The following is a 19,325-nucleotide window of genomic DNA, read 5'->3' on the forward strand; positions in this document are numbered from 1 at the left end:
TCCGGTATGGCATAAACACCCACGAACGGCCGCTTGAGCGTGAGCGCGTCACGGGGTTAAACCTGACTGCCCAACCCCGAGAGAGGGGTCGTCATGTCCGAACCGACCGACACCACGACCGGCCGCTACCTCGTCCTCCTGGAGGACGGGTCGGTCGCCGCGAGCGCCCGCGAACTGTCGAGCGTGGCCGGCATCCGCACCGCGAGCGCGCTCGAAGGCGCGACCGCCGAGTCGCTGGGGACCGTGGACGGCGTCATCTACCCGAACGTCGGCGTCGCCGTGGTCAACGCCCAGCCCGACCAGGTCAACGCCCTGGCCGCCGCCGCCGAGTCGCCCGGCCCCATCGCCCTGGTGGAGCCCGAGCGCGTGGTCCAGGCCCTGACCGCACCCGCGCAGGAGGCCGTGGAAGCCGCCGTGGACGAGTCCGTGTTCACGTGGGGCTTGCAGGCCGTGGGCGCGAACATCAGCACCGCGACCGGCAAGGGCATCCGCGTGGCCGTCCTGGACACCGGTTTCACCGTGGACCACCCGGACTTCGCCGGCCGCACCGTGCTGACCCAGTCGTTCATCACCGGCGAGACCGTGGACGACGCGCACGGCCACGGCACCCACTGCATCGGCTCCGCCACCGGCCCGCGCAAGCCCGCCACCGGCGGTCCCGGCTACGGCGTGGCCTACGAGGCCGAGATCTACGCGGGCAAGGTGCTGTCCAACGCGGGCTTCGGCTCGGACGGCGGCATCCTCGCCGGCCTCGACTGGGCCATCACCAACGGCTGCGCGGTCATCTCCATGTCGCTGGGCTCGGCCGTGCGCCCCGGCACGCCGTACTCGCAGATCTACGAGACCGTGGCGCAGCGCGCGATGTCCAAGGGCACGCTGATCGTGGCGGCGGCGGGCAACGAGAGCCGTCGACCGGACAAGATCGCCCCGGTCGGTCACCCGGCCAACTGCCCGTCCATCCTGGCCGTGGGCGCCATCGACGACCAGCGGGCCATCGCGTTCTTCTCGTGCGGCACGGTCGACACGGTCGGCCAGGTCGATGTGGTCGCTCCCGGCGTCAACGTGTACTCCAGCTGGAACGGCAAGACCACCGACACCCAGCACAAGCGCATCCAGGGCACCAGCATGGCGACCCCGCACGTGGCGGGCGTGGCCGCGCTGATGGCGCAGCACTACAACGCGCGCGGCTGGGAGCTGTGGGCACGCCTGATGCAGTCGGCCCGGCGGCTCGGCCTGCCCGCCACCGACGTCGGCGCGGGCCTGGTCCAGGCGCCCTGACGTGGTGCCCGTCGCGGTCACCGTCGCGGACGGTGTGGACGCCTCGACCGTCGTCCCGGCCCTCCAACGGGTCGGGATGGCGGTCGACCGCGTGCTGGACGCGCTGGGCGTGGTGACCGGCAGCGCGCCGGAGGACGCGGTGGCCGCGCTGCGCGAGGTGCCCGGCGTGGCCCACGTCGAGCGGCAGCGGCAGGTGGGCCTACCAGGGGTTTGAACCGACCACCTCGGGTAACCGGTTCGGTGAGACGAACCACTCCCCCCGAGGAGGTCGAACGATGAACGCCCTGCTTGCCGTGCAGACGGCGCAGGCCCAAGGGATCGGTGAGGCCACCGGTGACGCCTTGCGGTCCGTGGTGACGTTCCTGCCGAAGCTGGTCGGGTTCCTGCTCGTCCTGCTGATCGGGTGGATCGTGGCCCGCCTGCTCCGCACGGCCGTGAACAAGGTGCTGGAACGCGTCCACTTCGACCGCGCCGTGCAGCGGGGCGGCATCGGGGACGCGCTGTCCCGGACGCGGTTCGACGCGTCCGGCCTGGTGGCGCAGATCGTGTACTACGCGGTCCTGCTGATCGCGCTCCAGATCGCGTTCGGGCTGTTCGGGTCGAACCCGGTGAGCAACCTGCTGACCGAGATCGTGGCCTGGCTGCCGCGCGCGATCGTGGCGATCGTGATCATCGTGGTGGCTGCGGCCATCGCACGGGCCGTGAAGGACGTCGTGTCCCGTGCCCTGGGCGGCCTGTCCTACGGTCGGATGGTCGCCAACGTGGCGTCGTGGTTCATCATCGGTCTGGGCGTGATCGCGGCCCTGAACCAGATGGGCATCGCGACCACCGTCACCATGCCGATCCTGATCACCCTGCTGGCCACCATCGGCGGCATCGCCGTCGTGGGCGTCGGCGGCGGCCTGGTGAAGCCGATGCAGCAGCGCTGGGAGGGCTGGCTGACCAAGGCGGAAACCGAGGTCCCGCAGGCGAAGGCCCAGGCCGAGGCCTACCAGCGCGGCCGCGAGGACGTCCGCCGCACAGCCGAGGCCCCCACCCAGCAGGTGCCCCGCCCGACCGAGACCCCGGCCCACGCGGCCTCGCGCTCGGGCGCTTCCGGTGCCGCCGGCGCTCCGGGCTTCTCCGGCACTCCCGGCACTCCCGGCGGTCCCGGCACCTCCGGCACTCCGGGCACTTCCGGTGCCACCGGCACGCCGCCGCCCACCACCCAGAACATGCCCACGCCTCCAGCCGGGTCGCCGGTCCAGCCCCAACCGCGCCCCGGCCAGTACCCGCCGCCGACGCAGTAACCGGTGGCACCGAACCGGGACGGTGGGCCAGTCACCGTCCCGGTTCCGCCACGCCCAGCCTCACTTCCCCCGACCGGTCTTCTCCTGGAGCCGGTCGATGAGCTGCGAGGCCTCGACCTTGGTCAGCTCAGCAGGCACTTCCTCACCGGCTTCCTGGGCGAGGGTGTGCAGGTAGGACTCCTGGGGCCCGGTCATCGGCTCGTCACCGGTCGTCCAGTCCTCGGGGTCCTTCTCGGGGGTCCGGTTCACGACGTCTCCCTTCACTCGAACGCCCGTTCGAGGTACCCGGGAACCCACCGAACCAACCCCCGCAGGCCACCCCCACCAACCCTGCCGCGCCGCAGGCGCACGCCCGAAGGGCCACGCTTTCGCCGTGCTGCCAAGCCCACGGGAAGGGCCTCGGTTTCTTTCCCCGTCCGGCCTGGGCGCAGCCCAACCGCGCTTGGCCCGTTTCCGCAACCAGCTTTACCGGTTGCGGAAACGGGCCAAGGGTGGTTGCCTCCGGCAGGCCGGACGGGGAAAGAAACCGACGCCCTTCCACCCCCGGGGGCCTGCCCAGCGGCGAGCGTCCGCTTTTCGCTTTTGGCTTTCGCTTTTGATCTTGAGAGCGAAAGATCAAGCTTCCAAGGCGAGTTCCGGCTCATCGGACCGCCGAGCCAGATCACAGACAGCGGCCAACCTCAACGTCGTCCAGTCCGCGTGCGCCCACTCCACGATCGACGGCAACGACCACCCGTGCGCCGCCGCCTCGTCCAGCACGCCGCGCGCGTACCCGGCCAACAACACCGCCGCCGCTGCCGCCGGCGCGCCGTACGCGAGGATGTCGCGCACGGATGCCGCGTGTTGGTCGATCGCCGCGACCACGCCCACCGGGGCCAGTGCCGACGTCGCCATGCCGATTTCGCCGCCGAGTCGGTCCAGGAACCGTCGGGCGGCCAGGTCCCGCCATCCACTCACAAGCCCGACACCCTACGCTGTGCGGGGCGGTCGACCCACCATCGAACATCTGTTCTAGGATCAACGGCCGGGTCGAGCCGGAGGCAGAGAGGAAACGAGAACGTGCAGGCGGACACGCTCGTGGAGCAAGAAGACCAGGTGGACGCCGCGCAGGCGCCCACGCAGCAGGAGGAGGCGCCCGCCACCCCGGAGGCGCCCGCCACCACCGAGGCGCCCGCGCCCAAGCCCGCGAAGGCCAAGGCGACCAAGAGCACGGCGAAGAAGACCCGCACGGTCGAGCTGACGCTGACCGTCACCGGCACCGCCGACGGCGAGTGGCAGGCCGACCTGGTGCACGGCACCAAGCGGGTCGTGCAGGGGCTGTCCATCTCGGCGGCGGCCGTGTCCAAGGCGGCCAAGGAGCTGCACGAGGACATCGCCGGCGGCATCGACGAGGTCATCGAGGCCGCTCGGGCCCAGCACCGCACCCGCATGGAGGAGCTGGAAGCCGAGCTGGCGAAGGTCAAGGCCGCACTGGCCGAGCTGAGCGAGTGAGCGACCCGGCCGGTGGGCCGACCACGACCCACCGGCCGGGACCACTCACAAGAAGACAGCACTAGCGCGACGGGTCCAGCACCAACTTGCCCGTGGTCCGCCGCGACCGCAGGTCCTCATGGGCCCGGCGCACCTCCGACAGCCCGTACTCGCCACCCGCGACCGCCCGCAGCTCCCCGGCCTCCACCAGCGCGAACAGCTCGCTCATCGCGCGGTGCACGACCCGGCCGGGCAGCTTGAACGCGTGCGGCAGCCACATCCCGGCGATGGCCGTCGAGTGCACCAGCAGCTTGCCCAGGTCCACCGGCGACGGCCGTTCCCGGCTGGCCATCCCGTAGAACGCGAGCCGCCCGAACGGGGCCAGCGCCGCCACGCTCTGGTCGGTCACCGCGCCACCGGTCATGTCCAGCACGACGTCCACGCGCCGGCCGCCGTTGGCCTCGCGCAGCGCCGCGGTCATGTCCTCGGCCGTCGAGTCCACGGCCACGTCCGCGCCCAGGTCCAGCGCCAGCTTCCGCTTGTCCTCGCTGCTCGCGGTCGCGATGACCCGGCCCGCGCCCCACTTCTTGGCCAGCTGCACGGCGATCGACCCGACCCCGCCCGCGGCGGCGTGCACGACCACGGACTCCCCCGGCTCCAGGTGCACGCTCTTGCGCAGCAGCAGCCACGCCGTCGCGCCCTGCACGACCATGCTCAGCGCGGTCACGTCGTCCACGGCGTCGGGCACGTCGAACGCGGTCGCCTCGGGCACGGCCGCCTTCTCCGCGTACCCGCCGAAGTTGGTCAGCGCCACGACCCGGCGGCCGTCCGGCGTGCGGCCCACGACCTCGCCGCCGGGCACCAGCGGCAGCTCCATCCTGGCGAGGTAGGAGTTCTCGGCCTGGTGGGTGTCGGCGTAGTTCAGGCCCGCGCGGCTGACGTCGACGAGGAGTTCGCCCGGACCGGCGACCGGGTCGGGCAGCTCGACCTCGGTGAGCACCTCGGGGCCGCCGAACTCGGTGATCTGGATGGCACGCAACGGATTTCAGCCTTCCTGGGACGGGTCGTGCAGGGTGACGCGCTGCCCGGACGCGGTGCGCGGGCCGGGCGGGTTGGGGAACGTGAACGGCTCGCTGGGCCGGCCCGCCTGGACGTACCAGCACTGGCCGGTGCCGCCGGACCGCAGCACGGCGACGTAGGCGTCCACCACGTCGTCCACGGTCAGGATGGGCATCCCGGCGGACTCCAGCGCCTCCTTGAACCCCGCGATGATGTTGGTGTCGGCGAACGCGGGGCACACGGCGTTGACGGTGACGCCGTCGCCGGCCAGCGTCGGCCCGAGCGCCCGCACCAACCCCACGACGGCGGCCTTGTTGGCACCGTAAACCGGGTCCATCGGCATCGCCATCAGACCGGCCATGCTGGCCGTGGCCACGATGTGCCCGCCGCCGCGCGCCTTCAACGCCGGCAGGGCCGCGTGCACGCCGTAGACGACGCCGTCGAGGTTGATGCCCATGACCCGGCGGTACCGGTCGGGGTCGAAGTCGTCGCCGAGGCCGAAACCGGTGGCGATGCCCGCGTTGAGCACGGCGATGTCCAGCCCGCCGAACGCCTCGACGGCCTGGGCGACCGCCTGCTCGCTGTGCCGGGGGTCGCTGACGTCGCAGAGCACGAACAGCCCGTCGACCTCGTCGGCCACGGCCTTGCCGCCGTCGACGTCCACGTCCGCCACGACGACCTGCGCGCCCAGACCGGCGAGTCTGCGGGCCACCCCCGCGCCGATGCCGTTCGCGCCGCCGGTGACCCAAGCGACCTTGCCCTCGAACTCCATCCGCGCCTCCCTTGGCGACATTCCGACCAGTCGGTATGGTCGTCCCACCGGGCTGTGGCGTCAAGCCGTGTCGGCCGGTAGTTTCCAAGCGCTTGCTTAGCTCGGTTCCAGTGCTTAGCCCGTATCAAGGAGGATTTCGTGGCCGAGACCAACGCACGGGTGGCCATCGTCACCGGCGCGGCGCGCGGCATCGGCGCGGCCGTGGCGACCCGGCTCGCGCAGGACGGCTTCGCCGTCGCGGTGCTGGACCTCAACGAGGAAGGCTGCGCCGACGTCGTCGGCAAGATCAACGCCTCCGGTGGCCGGGCGCTGGCCGTGGGCGTGGACGTGGGCGACAGCGCGTCGGTCGACGCCGCCGTGCAGCGGGTCGCCGACGAGCTGGGCGCGCCGACCGTGCTGGTCAACAACGCCGGCATCCTGCGCGACAACCTGCTGTTCAAGATGACCGACGACGACTGGGACGCGGTCATGACCGTGCACCTGCGCGGCTCGTTCCTGATGAGCCGGGCGGTGCAGAAGTTCCAGACCGAGGCCAAGTGGGGCCGGATCGTCAACATGTCCAGCACGTCCGCGCTGGGCAACCGCGGCCAGGCCAACTACGCCGCCGCCAAGGCCGGCTTGCAGGGCTTCACCAAGACGCTGGCGATCGAGCTGGGCAAGTTCGGCGTCACGGTCAACGCCATCGCGCCGGGCTTCATCGAGACCGACATGACCGCCGCCACCGCCGCCCGCGTCGGCGTGGACTTCGAGGACTTCAAGAAGGGCGCGGCGGCGATGATCCCGGTCGGCCGCACCGGCACCCCCGAGGACATCGCGCACACCGCGTCGTTCCTGGTCAGCGAGGGCGCCGGGTTCGTGTCCGGCCAGGTCATCTACGTCGCCGGCGGACCGAAGGACTGAGGATGAGGACCTTCGCGAACCTGGACGAGTACGCCGCCGCCAAGGGCGAGCACCTGGGCTTCGGGCCGTGGCACGAGGTCACCCAGCAGGAGATCAACCTGTTCGCCGACGCGACCGGCGACCACCAGTGGATCCACGTCGACCTGGAGAAGGCGGCGGCGGGCCCGTTCGGCGCGCCGGTCGCGCACGGGTACCTGACGCTGTCGCTGATCCCCTTGCTGGTGCGGGACATCTACACCGTGCAGGGCCTGTCGATGGGCGTGAACTACGGCCTGAACAAGGTCCGCTTCCCCACGCCGGTCAAGGTCGGGTCGCGCATCCGGGCCGGGGCGGAGCTGACCGAGATCACCGACATGGCGCAGGGCAAGCAGGCCGTGGTGAAGGTGGTCGTGGAGATCGACGGCGAGCCGAAGCCGGCGTGCGTGGCCGAGACGGTCGTACTGCTGGTGCCGTGAGCTCCTCAGGGCGCGCCCGGGAACCACAGCCTGGGCGTGCCCTGGTCGGTCCGGTGCCGTGGGACAGATGAAGCGCCGGCTGGAGGCCCGACGGAGGCCCAGCGCGTCAGGGGCGCAGGGAGCCCAGCAGCAGGTCGGCGTAGTGGCGGCCGATCTCCTTGGCGGACAACGGACCCGTGGTGTGGTACCAGGTGCCCAGGTGGTGGACCGTGCCGAAGAAGAAGTGCACGGTCACGTCCGCCGGCACGTCCGTCCGGAAGACCCCTGCCTCCTGCCCCTCCTCCACCAGCGACCGGAACCGCTCGTGGTAGCGCCGCCGCTCGGCGCGCATGGCCCGCCGCTTGGCCTCGGGCAGCTGGTCGGCCGACCGGAAGTACACCTTGGCCTGGTCGAAGTTCTCCACCGAGGTCACCACGACGTCCGCCGCGACGGCGTGCAGCCGCTCGGCGACCGGCCCCGGCCCGGAGGCGATCGCCTCCAGCCGCTCGGTCTGCATCCGCAGCAGGCTGCCGTAGATCTCCTGGAGCAGGTCGTCCTTGGACCCGAAGTAGTGGTACATCGCGCCCTTGGTGACCCCGGCCAAGTCCACGATCTCCTGCACCGCCACGCGGTCGTAGCCCTTGTCGGCGAACAACCTGGTGGCCGCCCCGATCAGCCGTTCCGGCACAGATGCCATGCCGAGCAGCATAAACGGCCGAACGGGGCCACCACGCCAACGAGCGCCCAGGTGGGACGGGTCAGCCGCCGAGGGTGACGCCGCCGTCCACGACCAGGGTGGTGCCGGTGGTGTAGCCGCCCGCGGCCGACGCGAGGAACACCACCGCCGCGGCCAGCTCCTCCGGGTCGCCGGCGCGGCCGATCGGGAGCCGCCCGATGTGGGCGTCCAGGTAGCCGTCGGGGTACTGGTCGGTCATCTCCGAGGCGAAGAACCCGGGCGCGACCGCGTTCACCCGGATGCCCTTGCGCCCGGTCCACTGCTGCGCCAGGTCGCGGGTCAGGCCGATCAGGCCCGCCTTGGACGCCGCGTACGCCGCCTGCGGCAGACCACCGGACACCAGCCCGAGCACGCTGGAGATGTTGACGATCGACCCACCGTTGGTCATCACCGCGGCGGCGGCCTGGGCCATCCAGTACGCGCCGTTGAGGTTGACGTCCATGACGCCCAGGAACTGCTCGGGCGTCTCCTTCGAGGCGGGCACCGCCGACGCCACGCCGGCGTTGTTCACCAGCACCCGCACGTCGCCGAACTCGGCGGCGGCGCGGGCGACCTCGCGGCAGTCGTCGGGCTGGGCCACGTCCGCGCGCACGATCAGCGCACGCCGGCCCGCGGCCTCGACCAGGGCGGCGGTCTCCTTGAGCTTGTCGACCCGCCGCGCGGCCAGCACGACGTCCGCGCCGGCCTCCGCCAGGCCCTTGGCGAACGCCACCCCCAGGCCGGAGGACGCGCCGGTGACGATCGCGGTCTGGCCGTCGAGGCGGAACTTGTCGAGGATTCCCATCAGCTACAGCCTTTCCAGGATGATCGCCATGCCCTGCCCGCCGCCGACGCACATGGTCTCCAGGCCGAACTGCGCGTCCCGGGCCTGCATCCCGTTGATCAGGGTGGTCATGATGCGGGCGCCGGTCGAGCCGAACGGGTGCCCGAGCGCGATGGCGCCGCCGTGCACGTTGAGGCGGTCGATGTCGATGCCCAGCGCCCGCTGGCTGCCCAGCACCTGCACGGCGAAGGCCTCGTTGATCTCGACCAGGTCGATGTCGCCGATGGACATCCCGGCGTGCGCAAGCGCTTGCAGGGTCGCGTCCACCGGGCCGAGGCCCATGATCTCCGGGCTCAGGCCGGACACGCCCGTGGCCACGATGCGCGCCAACGGGGTGAGGCCCAGTTCGCGGGCACGCGTGTCGCTCATGATGACCACGGCCGCCGCGCCGTCGTTGAGGGGGCAGCAGTTGCCCGGCGTGACCGTCCCCTGTGGACGGAAGGACGGCTTGAGCGCCTGCACCGCTTCGAGCGTGACGCCGGCGCGCGGGCCGTCGTCCGTGCTGACGACCGTGCCGTCGGGCAGGGTGACCGGGGTGATCTCGCGGGCGAAGAAGCCGTCCGCGATCGCCTTCTCGGCCAGGTTCTGCGAGCGGACGCCGAACTCGTCCTGCTCGCGGCGGGAGATGCCGAGGTGGGTGGCCACGTTCTCGGCGGTCTGGCCCATCGAGATGTAGTAGTCCGGGAGGTCCCCGGTGAGACGGGGGTCGGTCCACGGGGTGTTGTGCTCGGCGGTTTCCGCGGTGCGCGCTTGGGCCTCGGCGAACAGCGGGTTGAAGTGCGGGTCGCCGTGGCGGTAGCGGGACACGCACTCGACGCCGGCGCTGATGAACGCGTGCCCCTCCCCCGCCTTGATGGCGTGGAAGGCCATGCGGGCGGTCTGCACGGAGGACGCGCAGAACCGGTTCACCGTCGTGCCCGGCACGGTGTCCAGACCGAGCTGCACGGCGATGCGGCGGGCCACGTTCTGGCCGTGCTCGTCCTGCGGTTCGGCGCACCCCAGGTGCAGGTCGGTGATCGTGGCGGGGTCCAGCGCAGGGACCTTGTCCAGAGCGGCCCGGATGACCTGGGCGGCCAGGTCGTCCGGGCGCAGGTCGACCAGGGAACCCTTGCGGGCCCGGCCGATCGGGGAGCGCGAGGTGGCTACGACGACAGCCTCGGGCATGGCTACTCCTTGCGGTGGATGCAGGCCTGGGTGAGGACTAGAGGCCGAGGTCGCGGCCGATGAGTTCCTTCATGATCTCGTTGGAGCCGGCCCAGATCTTGGTGACGCGGGCGTCCATCCACGCGCGGGCCACGCGGTACTCGGTCATGTAGCCGTAGCCGCCGTGCAGCTGCACGCACGCGTCGAGGACCTCGTTCTGGACGTCCGCGCTCCAGTACTTGGCCTTGGCCGCGTCCACGGCGCTGAGCTCGCGCTTGGTGTGCGCGATGGTGCACTGGTCCAGGAACGCCTGCGTCACGTCGACCTTGGTGACCAGCTCGGCGAGCAGGAACTTGTTGTGCTGGAACGAGCCGATGGACTGCCCGAACGCCTTGCGCTCCTTGGCGTACTCGATCGTCTCGAGCAGGATCTGCTTGGCGTGCGCCAGGTTCGAGATCGCGCCGCCGAGGCGTTCCTGCGGCAGGCGTTCCATCATGTAGATGAAGCCGCGGTCGACCTCGCCGATGACGTTCTCGGCGGGGATGCGGACGTCCTCGAAGAACAGCTCGGCGGTGTCGGACTCGGGCTGGCCGACCTTGTCCAGCTTGCGCCCGCGCTCGAAGCCCTTCATGCCGGTCTCGACGGCGAACAGCGTGATGCCCTTGGACTTCTTCTCCGGGCTGGTGCGCGCGGCCACGACGACCATGTCGGCGGAGTAGCCGTTGGTGATGAACGTCTTGGAGCCGTTGAGGATCCAGTCCGACCCGTCGCGCACGGCGGTGCTGCGCAGGGCGGCCAGGTCGGACCCGCCGGAGGGCTCGGTCATGCCGATGCCGGTGGTCAGCTCGCCGGAGCAGAACCGGGGCAGCCAGCGCTGCTTCTGCTCCTCGGTGCACAGGTCCACCAGGTAGGGGGCGACGACGTCGCCGTGGATGCCCAGGCAGCTCGCGATGCCCGCGCTGACCTTGCACAGCTCCTCGGCGAAGACGGCGTTGAAGCGGTAGTCGTTCGCGCCGCTGCCGCCGTACTCCTCGGGGATCTCCAGGCCCAGCAGACCCTGCCGACCGGCCTCCAGCCACAGCTCGCGGTCGATGTACCGCTGCTCCACGTACTTCTCGTAGTTCGGCCGCACGGTCCGGTCGACGAACGCGCGCGCGGTCTCCCGGAAGGCGTGGTGGTCGTCCTCGAACAGGGTGCGCTGCACGTTCCCTCCACAGACAGGCATACCGACAGCCATACTAAGCGGTTGCTTAGGCCCTAAGCGTGTGCTTAGCCTGCGGTACGCTGTCGGTCCTTGTCAAGGAGGCCGACCACGAGCACCCGGGAGGCTGCGGTGACCACCACCGCGCACGAGTTCGAGCTGCTGGAGCACACCTGGCGGGACGTGACGCCCCCGGCGGCCCGGCGGATGCTCATCGCGGCGGCCGCCGCCTTCGCCGGCCGGGGCTACCACGCCACGACCACGCGCGACATCGCCGCGCAGGCCGGCATGAGCCCGGCGGCGGTGTACATCCACTACCGGTCCAAAGAGGACCTGCTGTTCCAGATCTCCCGCATCGGCCACCGCCGGGCGCTGGAGATGCTGACCGGCGTGACCGAGACCGAGCCGGTGGCCCGGATGGCGGCGGCGGTGAAGGCCTTCTCGTCGTGGCACGCGGAGTTCCACCTGACGGCCCGGGTCGTGCAGTACGAGCTGACCGCGCTGACGCCCGAGCACCACGCCGAGGTGGTGGAGCTGCGGCGGGAGATCGAGTCCACGGTGCGCGAGATGATCGAGGACGGGGTGGCGGCGGGGGCGTTCGAGGTGCCGGACGTGCGGGGGGCCGTTTTGGCGGTGTTGTCGCTGTGCATCGACGTGGCTCGGTGGTACAAGCCTGGGGGGCGGCGGACGCCTGAGTCCATCGGCACGTTGTACGCCGACTTGGTGTTGCGGATGCTCAGCGCCTGATTGCGCTTCGCGCTCTCAAGATCAAAAGATGAAAAGCTCACAAGCGGCGCTCGCCGCGCGGCAGGCCGCCAGCGGGGGGTGAAGGGCGTCGGTTCCCCCGCCGCATGGCCTGGCGGAGCCAACCACACTTCGGGCCGGGTGCCGCTAAAAATCTTGCTCGTTCCTCACAAGATTTTCGGCTGCACCCGACCCGAAGTGCGGTAGCCCTTCGGGCAGGCCATACGGCGGGGGAACCGAGGCCCTCCACCTGTGGTGCGACCACCGTGCGCTTCGCGCTGCGCGCGCGAAGGGCCTTGCTGCGCGCAAGGGCCTTCCGGGGTGTGCCGGAAGGCCCTTGTTCGAGAGTCGCTAGTGGACTTGTCGTCGGCCGTAGAAGCCTGCGGCGAGGCTCACGCCGATGGCGGCGAGCACCACCTGAACGATGATCTCGATCCAGTCGATGCCGGGGGTGTCCTCGACGCCCAGCGCGCGGGCGATGAACGTGCCCAGGAACGCCGCCACGATGCCGACCACGAGGGTCAGCCAGATGGGGATGTTCTGCTTGCCGGGAGCGACGAGCTTGCCGAGGAACCCGATGATGAGACCCACGATCAGAGCGCTGATCACACCGCCGATGCCCACGATGCCTCCTGCGGGTTAGTCGCCTTCGAAGAAGTCCCCGATCTCGTCGAGGGCCTCGCCGATAATCATCCCACCGAACACGCCGGCCGCAGCCCCGGCGACGACCCCGCCGGCCCCGATTCCCCCGCCGTGGTGACCCCCGTGGTGACCTGGGTAGTGGCCCCCGTGCATGCCGTGACCGTGGCTGGAACGGCGTCCGGCGACCTGGTCCATCCACTGGTGGAGGACGCCCGCCCAGTCCGTGCGGATCACCTCATCGTGGGACATGGCGAAGTGCCCGAACGTGTCGCCGCCGGCGCGGAACAGGCCGCCGCGGCGGTCGGCCTCCAGTACCACGTACAGGTGGTGCGGGTCGGTGATGAAGGTCAGCTCGATCTGGCTGATCTTGCTCAGGAACTGCTGCGGCGGCAGGAACTCGATCTCCTGGTAGAACGGCAGCTGCTGGGGCACGCCGTGGATGCGGCCCTGCTCGGAGTCCGCGCGGGTGAAGCGGAAGCCCAGCGCGCCGAACGCGTTGAGGACGTGCTCCTGCGAGCGGATCGGGTGCACGTTGATCGGGTCGAGGTCGCCGGGGTCGACGGCGCCGCGCACTTCCAGCTCCGTGCGCAGGCCCATGGTCATGCCGTGCAGGTGGGTGCCGTGCACGACGGTCAGCGGGGTCTCCAGCGGCACCGGGAACTGGAACGGCAGCGCGAGGTGCTGGCCGGGGCCGACCTGGATGCGCTGGCCGACGACGATGCGGGCGAACTCGACGTTGCGGTTGTGCTCGCTGTCGCCGCTCTCCACCTCGACCCGGGTGACCAGCGAGAGCTTGACGTAGTCGATGTCGGCGGGGTGGTCGCCGCCCGCGATGCGCACCTCGCCGGTGAGCAGCTCGCCGGGGCGGACGTTGGGGTTGGTCAGCACCGTGTCCACGGTCGGCCCGCCGACTCCGAACGCGCGCAACATCCTCTTGAACACCACGGTGGGTCCTCCTGACACCTGTGCGGCTCGCGTCCCGCGGGAGCGATTTGTCCCAAGGACGCCTTACCGGGTGGATCGGTTGGCTCTGGACGAACGCTAAGCGCGGGTGCCAGTATGCGACGGCAGTCACATACTAAGCGGTCGCTCAGGAGGTTGCGGTGTCCACACTGCTCGTCGCCAACCGGGGAGAGGTCGCCGTCCGGGTCCTGCGGGCCGCCGCGGACCTCGGGTGGCGCACCACGGCCGTGTACACCGACGACGACCCCGGCCACGCCCGCCTCGCCGACCGGGCCGTGCGGCTGCGTGGCGAGGGGCCGTCGTCCTACCTGGACATCGATCAGTTGTTGGAGGCGGCCGAGGGGTGCCGGTTCGTGCACCCCGGGTACGGGTTCCTGTCCGAGAACGCCGAGTTCGCGCGGCGGTGCGCCGAGGTGGGGCTGACCTTCGTCGGGCCGCCGCCGGAGGTGCTGGCGCTGCTCGGGGACAAGTTGAGCGCGCGTGCGCTGGCCGAAGAGGTCGGGGTGCCGGTGCTGGCCGGGGCGACTTCGGGATTCGAAGAGTTCTTCAAGGCGCACGGGGCCGTGATGGTCAAGGCCGTGTCCGGGGGTGGCGGCAAAGGGATGCGGGTGGTGCGGCGGCTGGGTGACCTGACGCCGGCCGTCGAGCGGTGCCGGGCCGAGGCGTTGGCCGCGTTCGGTGACGGGTCGGTGTACGTGGAGGAGCTCCTGACGCCCGCCCGGCACATCGAGGTGCAGCTGGTGGGCACGACCGTGCTGGGCGACCGGGATTGCAGCCTCCAGTCCGGGCACCAGAAGCTGGTCGAGATCGCCCCGGCGCCGGGGTTGGAGCCGGGGTTGCGAGTGCGGTTGCACGAGGCGGCGGCGGCGATCGCGCGAGCGGTCCGGTACACCGGGCTGGGCACGGTCGAGTTCCTGGTCACGCCCTCGCGGTTCGTGTTCCTGGAGGCCAACCCGCGGTTGCAGGTCGAGCACACCGTGACGGAGGAGGTCACCGGGCTGGACCTCGTGCGGGCGCAGCTGCTGCTGGCGGCGGAGGTCGAGCCGGACCTGTCGCACGTCGCTCGGGGAGCGGCCATCCAGGTGCGGGTCAACCTGGGGTCGGCTGGGCGGCTGTCCACGTTCGCGCCGCCTAGCGGGCCTGGGGTGCGGGTGGACACGCACGCGTATCCGGGGTTTCGGGCTGGGCTTGGGTTCGATGCGCTGTTGGCGAAGGTCGTTGCGCACGGCGACGACCTGGACACGGCGTTGCGGCGGGCTCGGCGGGCCCTGGGCGAGTTCGAAGTGGACGGGGCCGCTACGAACCTGGGGTTTCTGCGGGGGCTCTTGGACCACCCCGACGTGCTGTCCGCGCACACCGGGTTCGTGGACGAGCTGCCGCGTGAGGACCGGGGACCGCGTGCGCCCGTGCAGGGGACCGTGGTGGCCGTCGAGAACGGCACGGTCGTGGTCGAGGCGATGAAGATGCAGCACGTCGTGGCCGTGGGAGACGGGCGGGTGCTGGTGTCGGTCGGCGAGACCGTGGCCGAGGGTGCGTTGTTGGCCGACGGCGGGACGGACGCGGTCGAGGAGAAGGTCGTGGACGTCGACCTGGACGAGATCCGGGCGGACCTGGCCGAGACGATGGCCCGGCACGACTTCTCGCGGCCGGAGGCGGAGGCGAAGCGGCATTCGCAAGGCCATCGGACCGCGCGGGAGAACATCGCCGACCTGTGCACGGATTTCGTGGAGTACGGCGGTCTGGCGATCGCGGCCCAGCGGCGGCGACGGTCGTTGGACGAGCTGGTCGAGCGGACGCCGGCGGACGGCATGGTCGCCGGGGTGGGGTTGGTCAACGGGCGGCGGGCGGTGGCGCTGTCGTACGACTACGCGGTGATGGCGGGCACGCAGGGGTTGCGCAACCACGCCAAGAAGGACCGGATGTTCGCCCTGGCCGAGGAGCAGCGGCTGCCGGTGGTGCTGTTCGCCGAGGGCGGGGGCGGGCGGCCCGGGGACACCGACCACGGGATGGTCAGCGGGCTGGACTGCATGGCGTTCCACCTGTTCGCGCGGCTGTCGGGGTTGGTGCCGCTGGTCGGGATCGCGTCCGGGCGGTGTTTTGCCGGCAATGCTGTTTTGTTGGGGACGTGCGATGTCGTTATTGCCACGCGGGACGCCACGATCGGCATGGGTGGGCCGGCCATGATCGAAGGCGGCGGGTTGGGGGTGTTCCGGCCGGAGGAGGTCGGGCCGATGAGCGTGCAGGTGCCCAACGGGGTGGTGGACGTGGCCGTGGCCGACGAGGCGGAGGCGGTCGCGGTGGCGAAGAAGTACCTGTCGTACTTCCAGGGTCCGGTTTCCACTTGGGAGGCGCCTGACCAGCGGTTGTTGCGGCACGCGGTGCCGGAGGAGCGGGTGCGGGCCTACGACGTGCGGACCGTGGTGGAGACCCTGGCCGACACGTGGTCGGTGCTGGAGTTGCGGCGCGAGTTCGGGCGCGGGATCGTGACGGCGCTGATCCGGGTCGAGGGCAAGCCGCTGGGGTTGATCGCCAACGACCCGTCGGTGCTGGGCGGGGCGATCGACGCCGACGCGGCGGACAAGGCGGCCCGGTTCCTGCAGCTGTGCGACGCGTTCGACCTGCCGGTGCTGTCCCTGTGCGACACGCCGGGGTTCATGGTCGGCCCGCAGGCGGAGCGGACGGCCACCGTGCGGCACCTGACCCGCATGCTGGTGGGCGGGGCGAACCTGGACGTGCCGTTCGGACTGGTCGTGCTGCGGAAGGCGTACGGGCTGGGGGCGCAGGCGATGGCGGCCGGGAGCCTGAAGGTGCCCCGGTTCGCGGTGTCGTGGCCGAGCGGCGAGTTCGGGCCGATGGGGTTGGAGGGGGCGGTCAAGCTCGGGTTCAAGCGGGAGCTGGACGGGATCGAGGACCCTGCCCAGCGGCGGGAGGCGTTCGAGGCGATGGTGGCTGCCGCCTATGAGCACGGGAAGGCACTGAACGTGGCTTCGGCGTTCGAGATCGACGACGTCATCGACCCGGCCGAGACGCGGCGGTGGGTGAGCACGCAGTTGCTCTCGGATGCGGCTCGGGAGCGGGCTGGTAAGAAGCGGCCCTTCGTGGACACGTGGTGAGACGCGCTGCGCGCCTTTCAAGCGTGAACGCGCTGCGCGCTCTCAAGATCAAGAGCGCCTGCCGGCGGGCGAACCACCGATGGGGGGTGAAGGGCGTCGGTTCCCCCACCGCATGACCCGGCGGAGCCAACCACAGATTCTCCGGGTGCCGCTAAATTTTCTGCTCGTTCCTCGCACAAAATTCGGCTGCACCCGGAGAATCTGTGGTAGCCCTTCGGGCGGGCCATACGGTGGGGGAACCGAGGCCCTTCACTTGTGGCTGACACCACCGCGCGCTGCGCGCGGATCGGCGCGCTGCGCGCGTCCAGGGGGTGGGAGAGTGAAGAGTCAACCGGGTGACGTGCGGAACGTTGGGCGCGTGCCGTACGTTGCCGTGCCGTGACCACTCTCCTGGGACGGTTCAAGCAGCGGCTGCGTCGGTTCGCGCAGAAGCCCGGCTCCGCCGACCTCACGCCGTATCGCAAGCTGCTCGACGAGGTGAACGAGCTGGCCGAGCGGATGGGTGCGCTCAGTGACGAGGAGTTGGCCGCCAAGGCCGCCGAGTTGCGGGAGAAGGGCGAGTTCGGGCGGCCCGAGCTGGTCGAGGTGGTGGCGCTGGGGCGTGAGGCCGCCGACCGGGCGTTGGGGCTGCGGCCGTTCGACGTGCAGATCCTCGGCGCCCTCGGGTTGCTCGAGGGGCACGTCGTGGAGATGGCCACCGGTGAGGGCAAGACGCTCTCCGGTGCCATCGCGGCGGCCGGGTTCGCGTTGCGCGGCGACCAGGTGCACGTCGTCTCCGTGAACGACTACCTCGCCCAGCGCGACGCCGAGTGGATGGGGCCGCTGTACGACCTGCTCGGCGTGTCGGTCGGGTGGATCTCGCAGTCGAGCAAGCCCGAGGAGCGCCGCGCCGCCTACCAGGCCGAAGTCTGCTACGCGTCGGTGTCGGAGATCGGGTTCGACGTGCTGCGCGACCGGCTCGCGGTGGACGAGGCCGACCGGATCGTGCCCGCGCCGCGCGTCGCGCTGGTGGACGAGGCCGACTCGGTGCTGGTGGACGAGGCCCGCGTGCCGCTGGTCCTGGCGGGCTCCACGGCCGGTCCCGCGGTGGACCCCGCGCTGGCCGACCTGGTCAAGCGGCTGCGCCGCGACCTGCACTTCGAGGTGGACGACGAGGAGCGCAACGTCTACCTGACCGGCGCGGGTTCCGAGCTGGTCGAGCGGGCGCTGGGCGGGATCGACCTGTACTCCGACGAGCACGTGTCGACCACGCTGTCCAAGGTCAACGTGGCCCTGCACGCGCAGGTCCTGCTGCACCGGGACGTCGACTACATCGTGCGCGACGGCAAGGTGCACCTGATCAACGACACCCGCGGCCGGATCGCGAAGCTCCAGCGCTGGCCGGACGGCCTCCAGGCGGCGGTGGAGGCCAAGGAGGCCGTGGCCACCACGGACGCGGGCGAGGTGCTGGACTCGGTCACCGTGCAGGCGCTGCTGTCGCGGTACCCGACGGTGTGCGGCATGACCGGCACGGCGGTGGCCGTGGCGGAGCAGCTGCGGGACTTCTACAAGCTCGAAGTGCTGGTCATCCCGTCGAACGTGGAGTGCGTCCGCGAGGACGAGGCGCCCCGGCTGTACACGACGCTGGAGCTGAAGGAAGCCGCGATCGTCGAGGAGATCAAGACCGTCCACGAGACCGGGCGGCCGATCCTCGTCGGCACGCTGGACGTGGCCGAGTCCGAGCGGCTGTCGCGCAAGCTGGAGGCGGCCGGGCTGGAGTGCGTCGTGCTCAACGCCAAGAACGACGCCGAGGAGGCCGCGATCATCGCGGACGCCGGGTCGTTCGGGCGGATCACGGTGTCCACGCAGATGGCCGGTCGCGGTACCGACATCCGGCTGGGCGGGCACGAGTCGACCGACCGGGAGCGGATCGCCGAGCTGGGCGGCCTGTACGTGATCGGCACCGGGCGGCACTCGTCGTCGCGCCTGGACGACCAGCTGCGCGGCCGGGCGGGTCGGCAGGGCGACCCGGGCGGGTCGGTGTTCTTCTCGTCGCTGCAGGACGACCTGGTGACCCAGTACGTGCCCGACCACGACGAGCCCGCCGAGGTCGAGGAGGACGGGCGGGTGGTCGATGCGGGCACCCTGCACACCGTGGAGCACGCGCAGCGCGTGGCCGAGGGCGTGCAGCTGGAGATCCACCGCAACACGTGGCGGTACAACAAGCTGATCGAGCACCAGCGGACGTTGGTCCTGGAGTTCCGCGACAAGGTGCTGACCACGGACCTGGCGTGGGAAGAGCTGTCGAAGCGGAATCCGGAGCGCGCGGAGGAACTGGCGGACCTGGACCGGGAGGTGCTGGTCCGGGCGGCCCGCCTGATCGCGCTGCACCACCTCGACCAGCGGTGGAGCGACCACCTGGTGTTCCTGACGGACCTGCGCGAGGGCATCCACCTGCGCGCGCTGGCTCGGCAGAACCCGCTGGACGAGTTCCACCGCGAGGCGATCCCGGCGTACCACCGGATCGTGCCGGACGCGTGGGACGAGGCGGAGGAGACGTTCGCGAAGGTCAAGATCGACGAGGAGGGCGCGCACCTGGCGGAGGCCGGGGTGCAGCGGCCGAACACGACGTGGACGTACCTGGTGAACGACAACCCGTTCTCGTCCGGGCTGGAGGAGACGTTCAAGGGGTTGGTGAAGCTGGTGCGCCGCCGGTGAGGTGGTGAGTCGGCGTTGGCGGACGGCCCCTGCCGGTGACGGCGGGGGCCGTTCGGCGTTT

At 71.0% G+C, this 19,325-nt stretch carries 19 protein-coding genes; 9 read left to right on the plus strand and 10 right to left on the minus strand.

Annotated features, from left to right (window positions below; genetic code table 11):
* The first annotated feature begins 93 nt into the window (after window positions 1-93).
* The 3 genes from DFJ66_RS13740 (at window position 94) to DFJ66_RS13750 (ending at window position 2,567) form a co-directional block, all read left to right on the plus strand.
* Window positions 94-1,278, plus strand: a complete 1,185-nt coding sequence (locus tag DFJ66_RS13740; protein WP_121221377.1) for a S8 family serine peptidase — start codon at window positions 94-96, stop codon at window positions 1,276-1,278.
* 4 nt (window positions 1,279-1,282) lie between these two features.
* Window positions 1,283-1,492, plus strand: a complete 210-nt coding sequence (locus DFJ66_RS13745) for a hypothetical protein (RefSeq protein ID WP_246029750.1) — start codon at window positions 1,283-1,285, stop codon at window positions 1,490-1,492.
* Between the two features lie 61 nt (window positions 1,493-1,553).
* Window positions 1,554-2,567 carry a mechanosensitive ion channel family protein gene (locus DFJ66_RS13750; RefSeq protein WP_121221381.1) on the plus strand — a complete coding sequence of 338 codons (1,014 nt, stop codon included), beginning with the start codon at window positions 1,554-1,556 and terminating at the stop codon, window positions 2,565-2,567.
* A 60-nt stretch (window positions 2,568-2,627) separates the two neighbouring features.
* Here DFJ66_RS13750 and DFJ66_RS13755 read toward each other — a convergent pair whose 3' ends face one another.
* Window positions 2,628-2,816 carry a DUF3072 domain-containing protein gene (locus DFJ66_RS13755; protein WP_121221383.1) on the minus strand — a complete coding sequence of 63 codons (189 nt, stop codon included), beginning with the start codon at window positions 2,814-2,816 and terminating at the stop codon, window positions 2,628-2,630.
* A 366-nt stretch (window positions 2,817-3,182) separates the two neighbouring features.
* Window positions 3,183-3,524 carry a DUF6401 family natural product biosynthesis protein gene (locus DFJ66_RS13760; RefSeq protein ID WP_121221386.1) on the minus strand — a complete coding sequence of 114 codons (342 nt, stop codon included), beginning with the start codon at window positions 3,522-3,524 and terminating at the stop codon, window positions 3,183-3,185.
* Between the two features lie 102 nt (window positions 3,525-3,626).
* Between DFJ66_RS13760 and DFJ66_RS13765 the strand changes: the two genes are divergently transcribed.
* Window positions 3,627-4,058 carry a DUF6319 family protein gene (locus DFJ66_RS13765; RefSeq protein WP_121221387.1) on the plus strand — a complete coding sequence of 144 codons (432 nt, stop codon included), beginning with the start codon at window positions 3,627-3,629 and terminating at the stop codon, window positions 4,056-4,058.
* A 61-nt stretch (window positions 4,059-4,119) separates the two neighbouring features.
* Here the strand turns inward: DFJ66_RS13765 and DFJ66_RS13770 are convergent, their stop codons facing one another.
* Together DFJ66_RS13770 and DFJ66_RS13775 are read right to left on the minus strand one after the other, a co-directional pair.
* Window positions 4,120-5,076: a quinone oxidoreductase family protein gene (locus DFJ66_RS13770; RefSeq protein ID WP_121221389.1), complete on the minus strand. Its 957-nt coding sequence runs from the start codon at window positions 5,074-5,076 to the stop codon at window positions 4,120-4,122.
* Between the two features lie 6 nt (window positions 5,077-5,082).
* Window positions 5,083-5,868 carry an SDR family oxidoreductase gene (locus DFJ66_RS13775; RefSeq protein ID WP_121221392.1) on the minus strand — a complete coding sequence of 262 codons (786 nt, stop codon included), beginning with the start codon at window positions 5,866-5,868 and terminating at the stop codon, window positions 5,083-5,085.
* A gap of 138 nt (window positions 5,869-6,006) precedes the next feature.
* Here DFJ66_RS13775 and fabG point away from each other — a divergent pair, with 138 nt between their 5' ends.
* Together fabG and DFJ66_RS13785 are read left to right on the plus strand one after the other, a co-directional pair.
* Entirely contained in the window at window positions 6,007-6,768 is a 762-nt protein-coding gene (gene fabG, locus DFJ66_RS13780) for a 3-oxoacyl-ACP reductase FabG (RefSeq protein ID WP_121221394.1), read from the plus strand.
* Window positions 6,769-6,770: 2 nt separating this feature from the next.
* A complete protein-coding gene (locus DFJ66_RS13785; RefSeq protein ID WP_121221396.1) occupies window positions 6,771-7,223 on the plus strand; it encodes a MaoC family dehydratase in 453 nt (150 codons plus the stop codon).
* A gap of 106 nt (window positions 7,224-7,329) precedes the next feature.
* Here DFJ66_RS13785 and DFJ66_RS13790 read toward each other — a convergent pair whose 3' ends face one another.
* The 4 genes from DFJ66_RS13790 to DFJ66_RS13805 form a co-directional block, all read right to left on the minus strand.
* Complete coding sequence (locus tag DFJ66_RS13790) at window positions 7,330-7,899, minus strand: TetR/AcrR family transcriptional regulator (protein ID WP_121231136.1); 570 nt, start codon at window positions 7,897-7,899, stop codon at window positions 7,330-7,332.
* Between the two features lie 61 nt (window positions 7,900-7,960).
* Window positions 7,961-8,722, minus strand: a complete 762-nt coding sequence (locus tag DFJ66_RS13795) for an SDR family NAD(P)-dependent oxidoreductase (RefSeq protein ID WP_121221398.1) — start codon at window positions 8,720-8,722, stop codon at window positions 7,961-7,963.
* A 3-nt stretch (window positions 8,723-8,725) separates the two neighbouring features.
* Complete coding sequence (locus DFJ66_RS13800; RefSeq protein ID WP_121221400.1) at window positions 8,726-9,925, minus strand: acetyl-CoA C-acetyltransferase; 1,200 nt, start codon at window positions 9,923-9,925, stop codon at window positions 8,726-8,728.
* Between the two features lie 37 nt (window positions 9,926-9,962).
* Window positions 9,963-11,108: an acyl-CoA dehydrogenase family protein gene (locus DFJ66_RS13805; protein WP_121221402.1), complete on the minus strand. Its 1,146-nt coding sequence runs from the start codon at window positions 11,106-11,108 to the stop codon at window positions 9,963-9,965.
* A gap of 129 nt (window positions 11,109-11,237) precedes the next feature.
* On the opposite strand from DFJ66_RS13805, the gene DFJ66_RS13810 reads away from it, so the two are divergent.
* The gene (locus DFJ66_RS13810; protein ID WP_246029751.1) at window positions 11,238-11,852 is read left to right on the plus strand and encodes a TetR/AcrR family transcriptional regulator; all 615 of its coding nucleotides are present in this window, start codon (window positions 11,238-11,240) and stop codon (window positions 11,850-11,852) included.
* Window positions 11,853-12,200: 348 nt separating this feature from the next.
* Here DFJ66_RS13810 and DFJ66_RS13815 read toward each other — a convergent pair whose 3' ends face one another.
* On the minus strand, window positions 12,201-12,473 hold the full coding sequence (locus tag DFJ66_RS13815; RefSeq protein ID WP_121221405.1) for a GlsB/YeaQ/YmgE family stress response membrane protein: 273 nt from the start codon (window positions 12,471-12,473) through the stop codon (window positions 12,201-12,203).
* Window positions 12,474-12,488: 15 nt separating this feature from the next.
* On the minus strand, window positions 12,489-13,433 hold the full coding sequence (locus tag DFJ66_RS13820) for a sporulation protein (RefSeq protein ID WP_170200138.1): 945 nt from the start codon (window positions 13,431-13,433) through the stop codon (window positions 12,489-12,491).
* A gap of 161 nt (window positions 13,434-13,594) precedes the next feature.
* On the opposite strand from DFJ66_RS13820, the gene DFJ66_RS13825 reads away from it, so the two are divergent.
* Window positions 13,595-16,567, plus strand: a complete 2,973-nt coding sequence (locus tag DFJ66_RS13825) for an acetyl-CoA carboxylase family protein (RefSeq protein ID WP_121221409.1) — start codon at window positions 13,595-13,597, stop codon at window positions 16,565-16,567.
* Window positions 16,568-16,945: 378 nt separating this feature from the next.
* A complete protein-coding gene (gene secA2 / locus DFJ66_RS13830; RefSeq protein ID WP_121221411.1) occupies window positions 16,946-19,264 on the plus strand; it encodes an accessory Sec system translocase SecA2 in 2,319 nt (772 codons plus the stop codon).
* The last annotated feature ends 61 nt before the right edge of the window (window positions 19,265-19,325 follow it).

Source organism: Saccharothrix variisporea, from assembly GCF_003634995.1.
GTDB lineage: Bacteria > Actinomycetota > Actinomycetes > Mycobacteriales > Pseudonocardiaceae > Actinosynnema > Actinosynnema variisporeum.

Coding starts and splice junctions, on each gene's coding strand:
- DFJ66_RS13740 (WP_121221377.1), top strand. CDS start 94: ATGTCCGAACCGACCGACACCACGACCGGCCGCTACCTCGTCCTCCTG.
- DFJ66_RS13750 (WP_121221381.1), top strand. CDS start 1,554: ATGAACGCCCTGCTTGCCGTGCAGACGGCGCAGGCCCAAGGGATCGGT.
- DFJ66_RS13775 (WP_121221392.1), bottom strand. CDS start 5,868: ATGGAGTTCGAGGGCAAGGTCGCTTGGGTCACCGGCGGCGCGAACGGC.
- DFJ66_RS13785 (WP_121221396.1), top strand. CDS start 6,771: ATGAGGACCTTCGCGAACCTGGACGAGTACGCCGCCGCCAAGGGCGAG.
- DFJ66_RS13790 (WP_121231136.1), bottom strand. CDS start 7,899: ATGGCATCTGTGCCGGAACGGCTGATCGGGGCGGCCACCAGGTTGTTC.
- DFJ66_RS13795 (WP_121221398.1), bottom strand. CDS start 8,722: ATGGGAATCCTCGACAAGTTCCGCCTCGACGGCCAGACCGCGATCGTC.
- DFJ66_RS13800 (WP_121221400.1), bottom strand. CDS start 9,925: ATGCCCGAGGCTGTCGTCGTAGCCACCTCGCGCTCCCCGATCGGCCGG.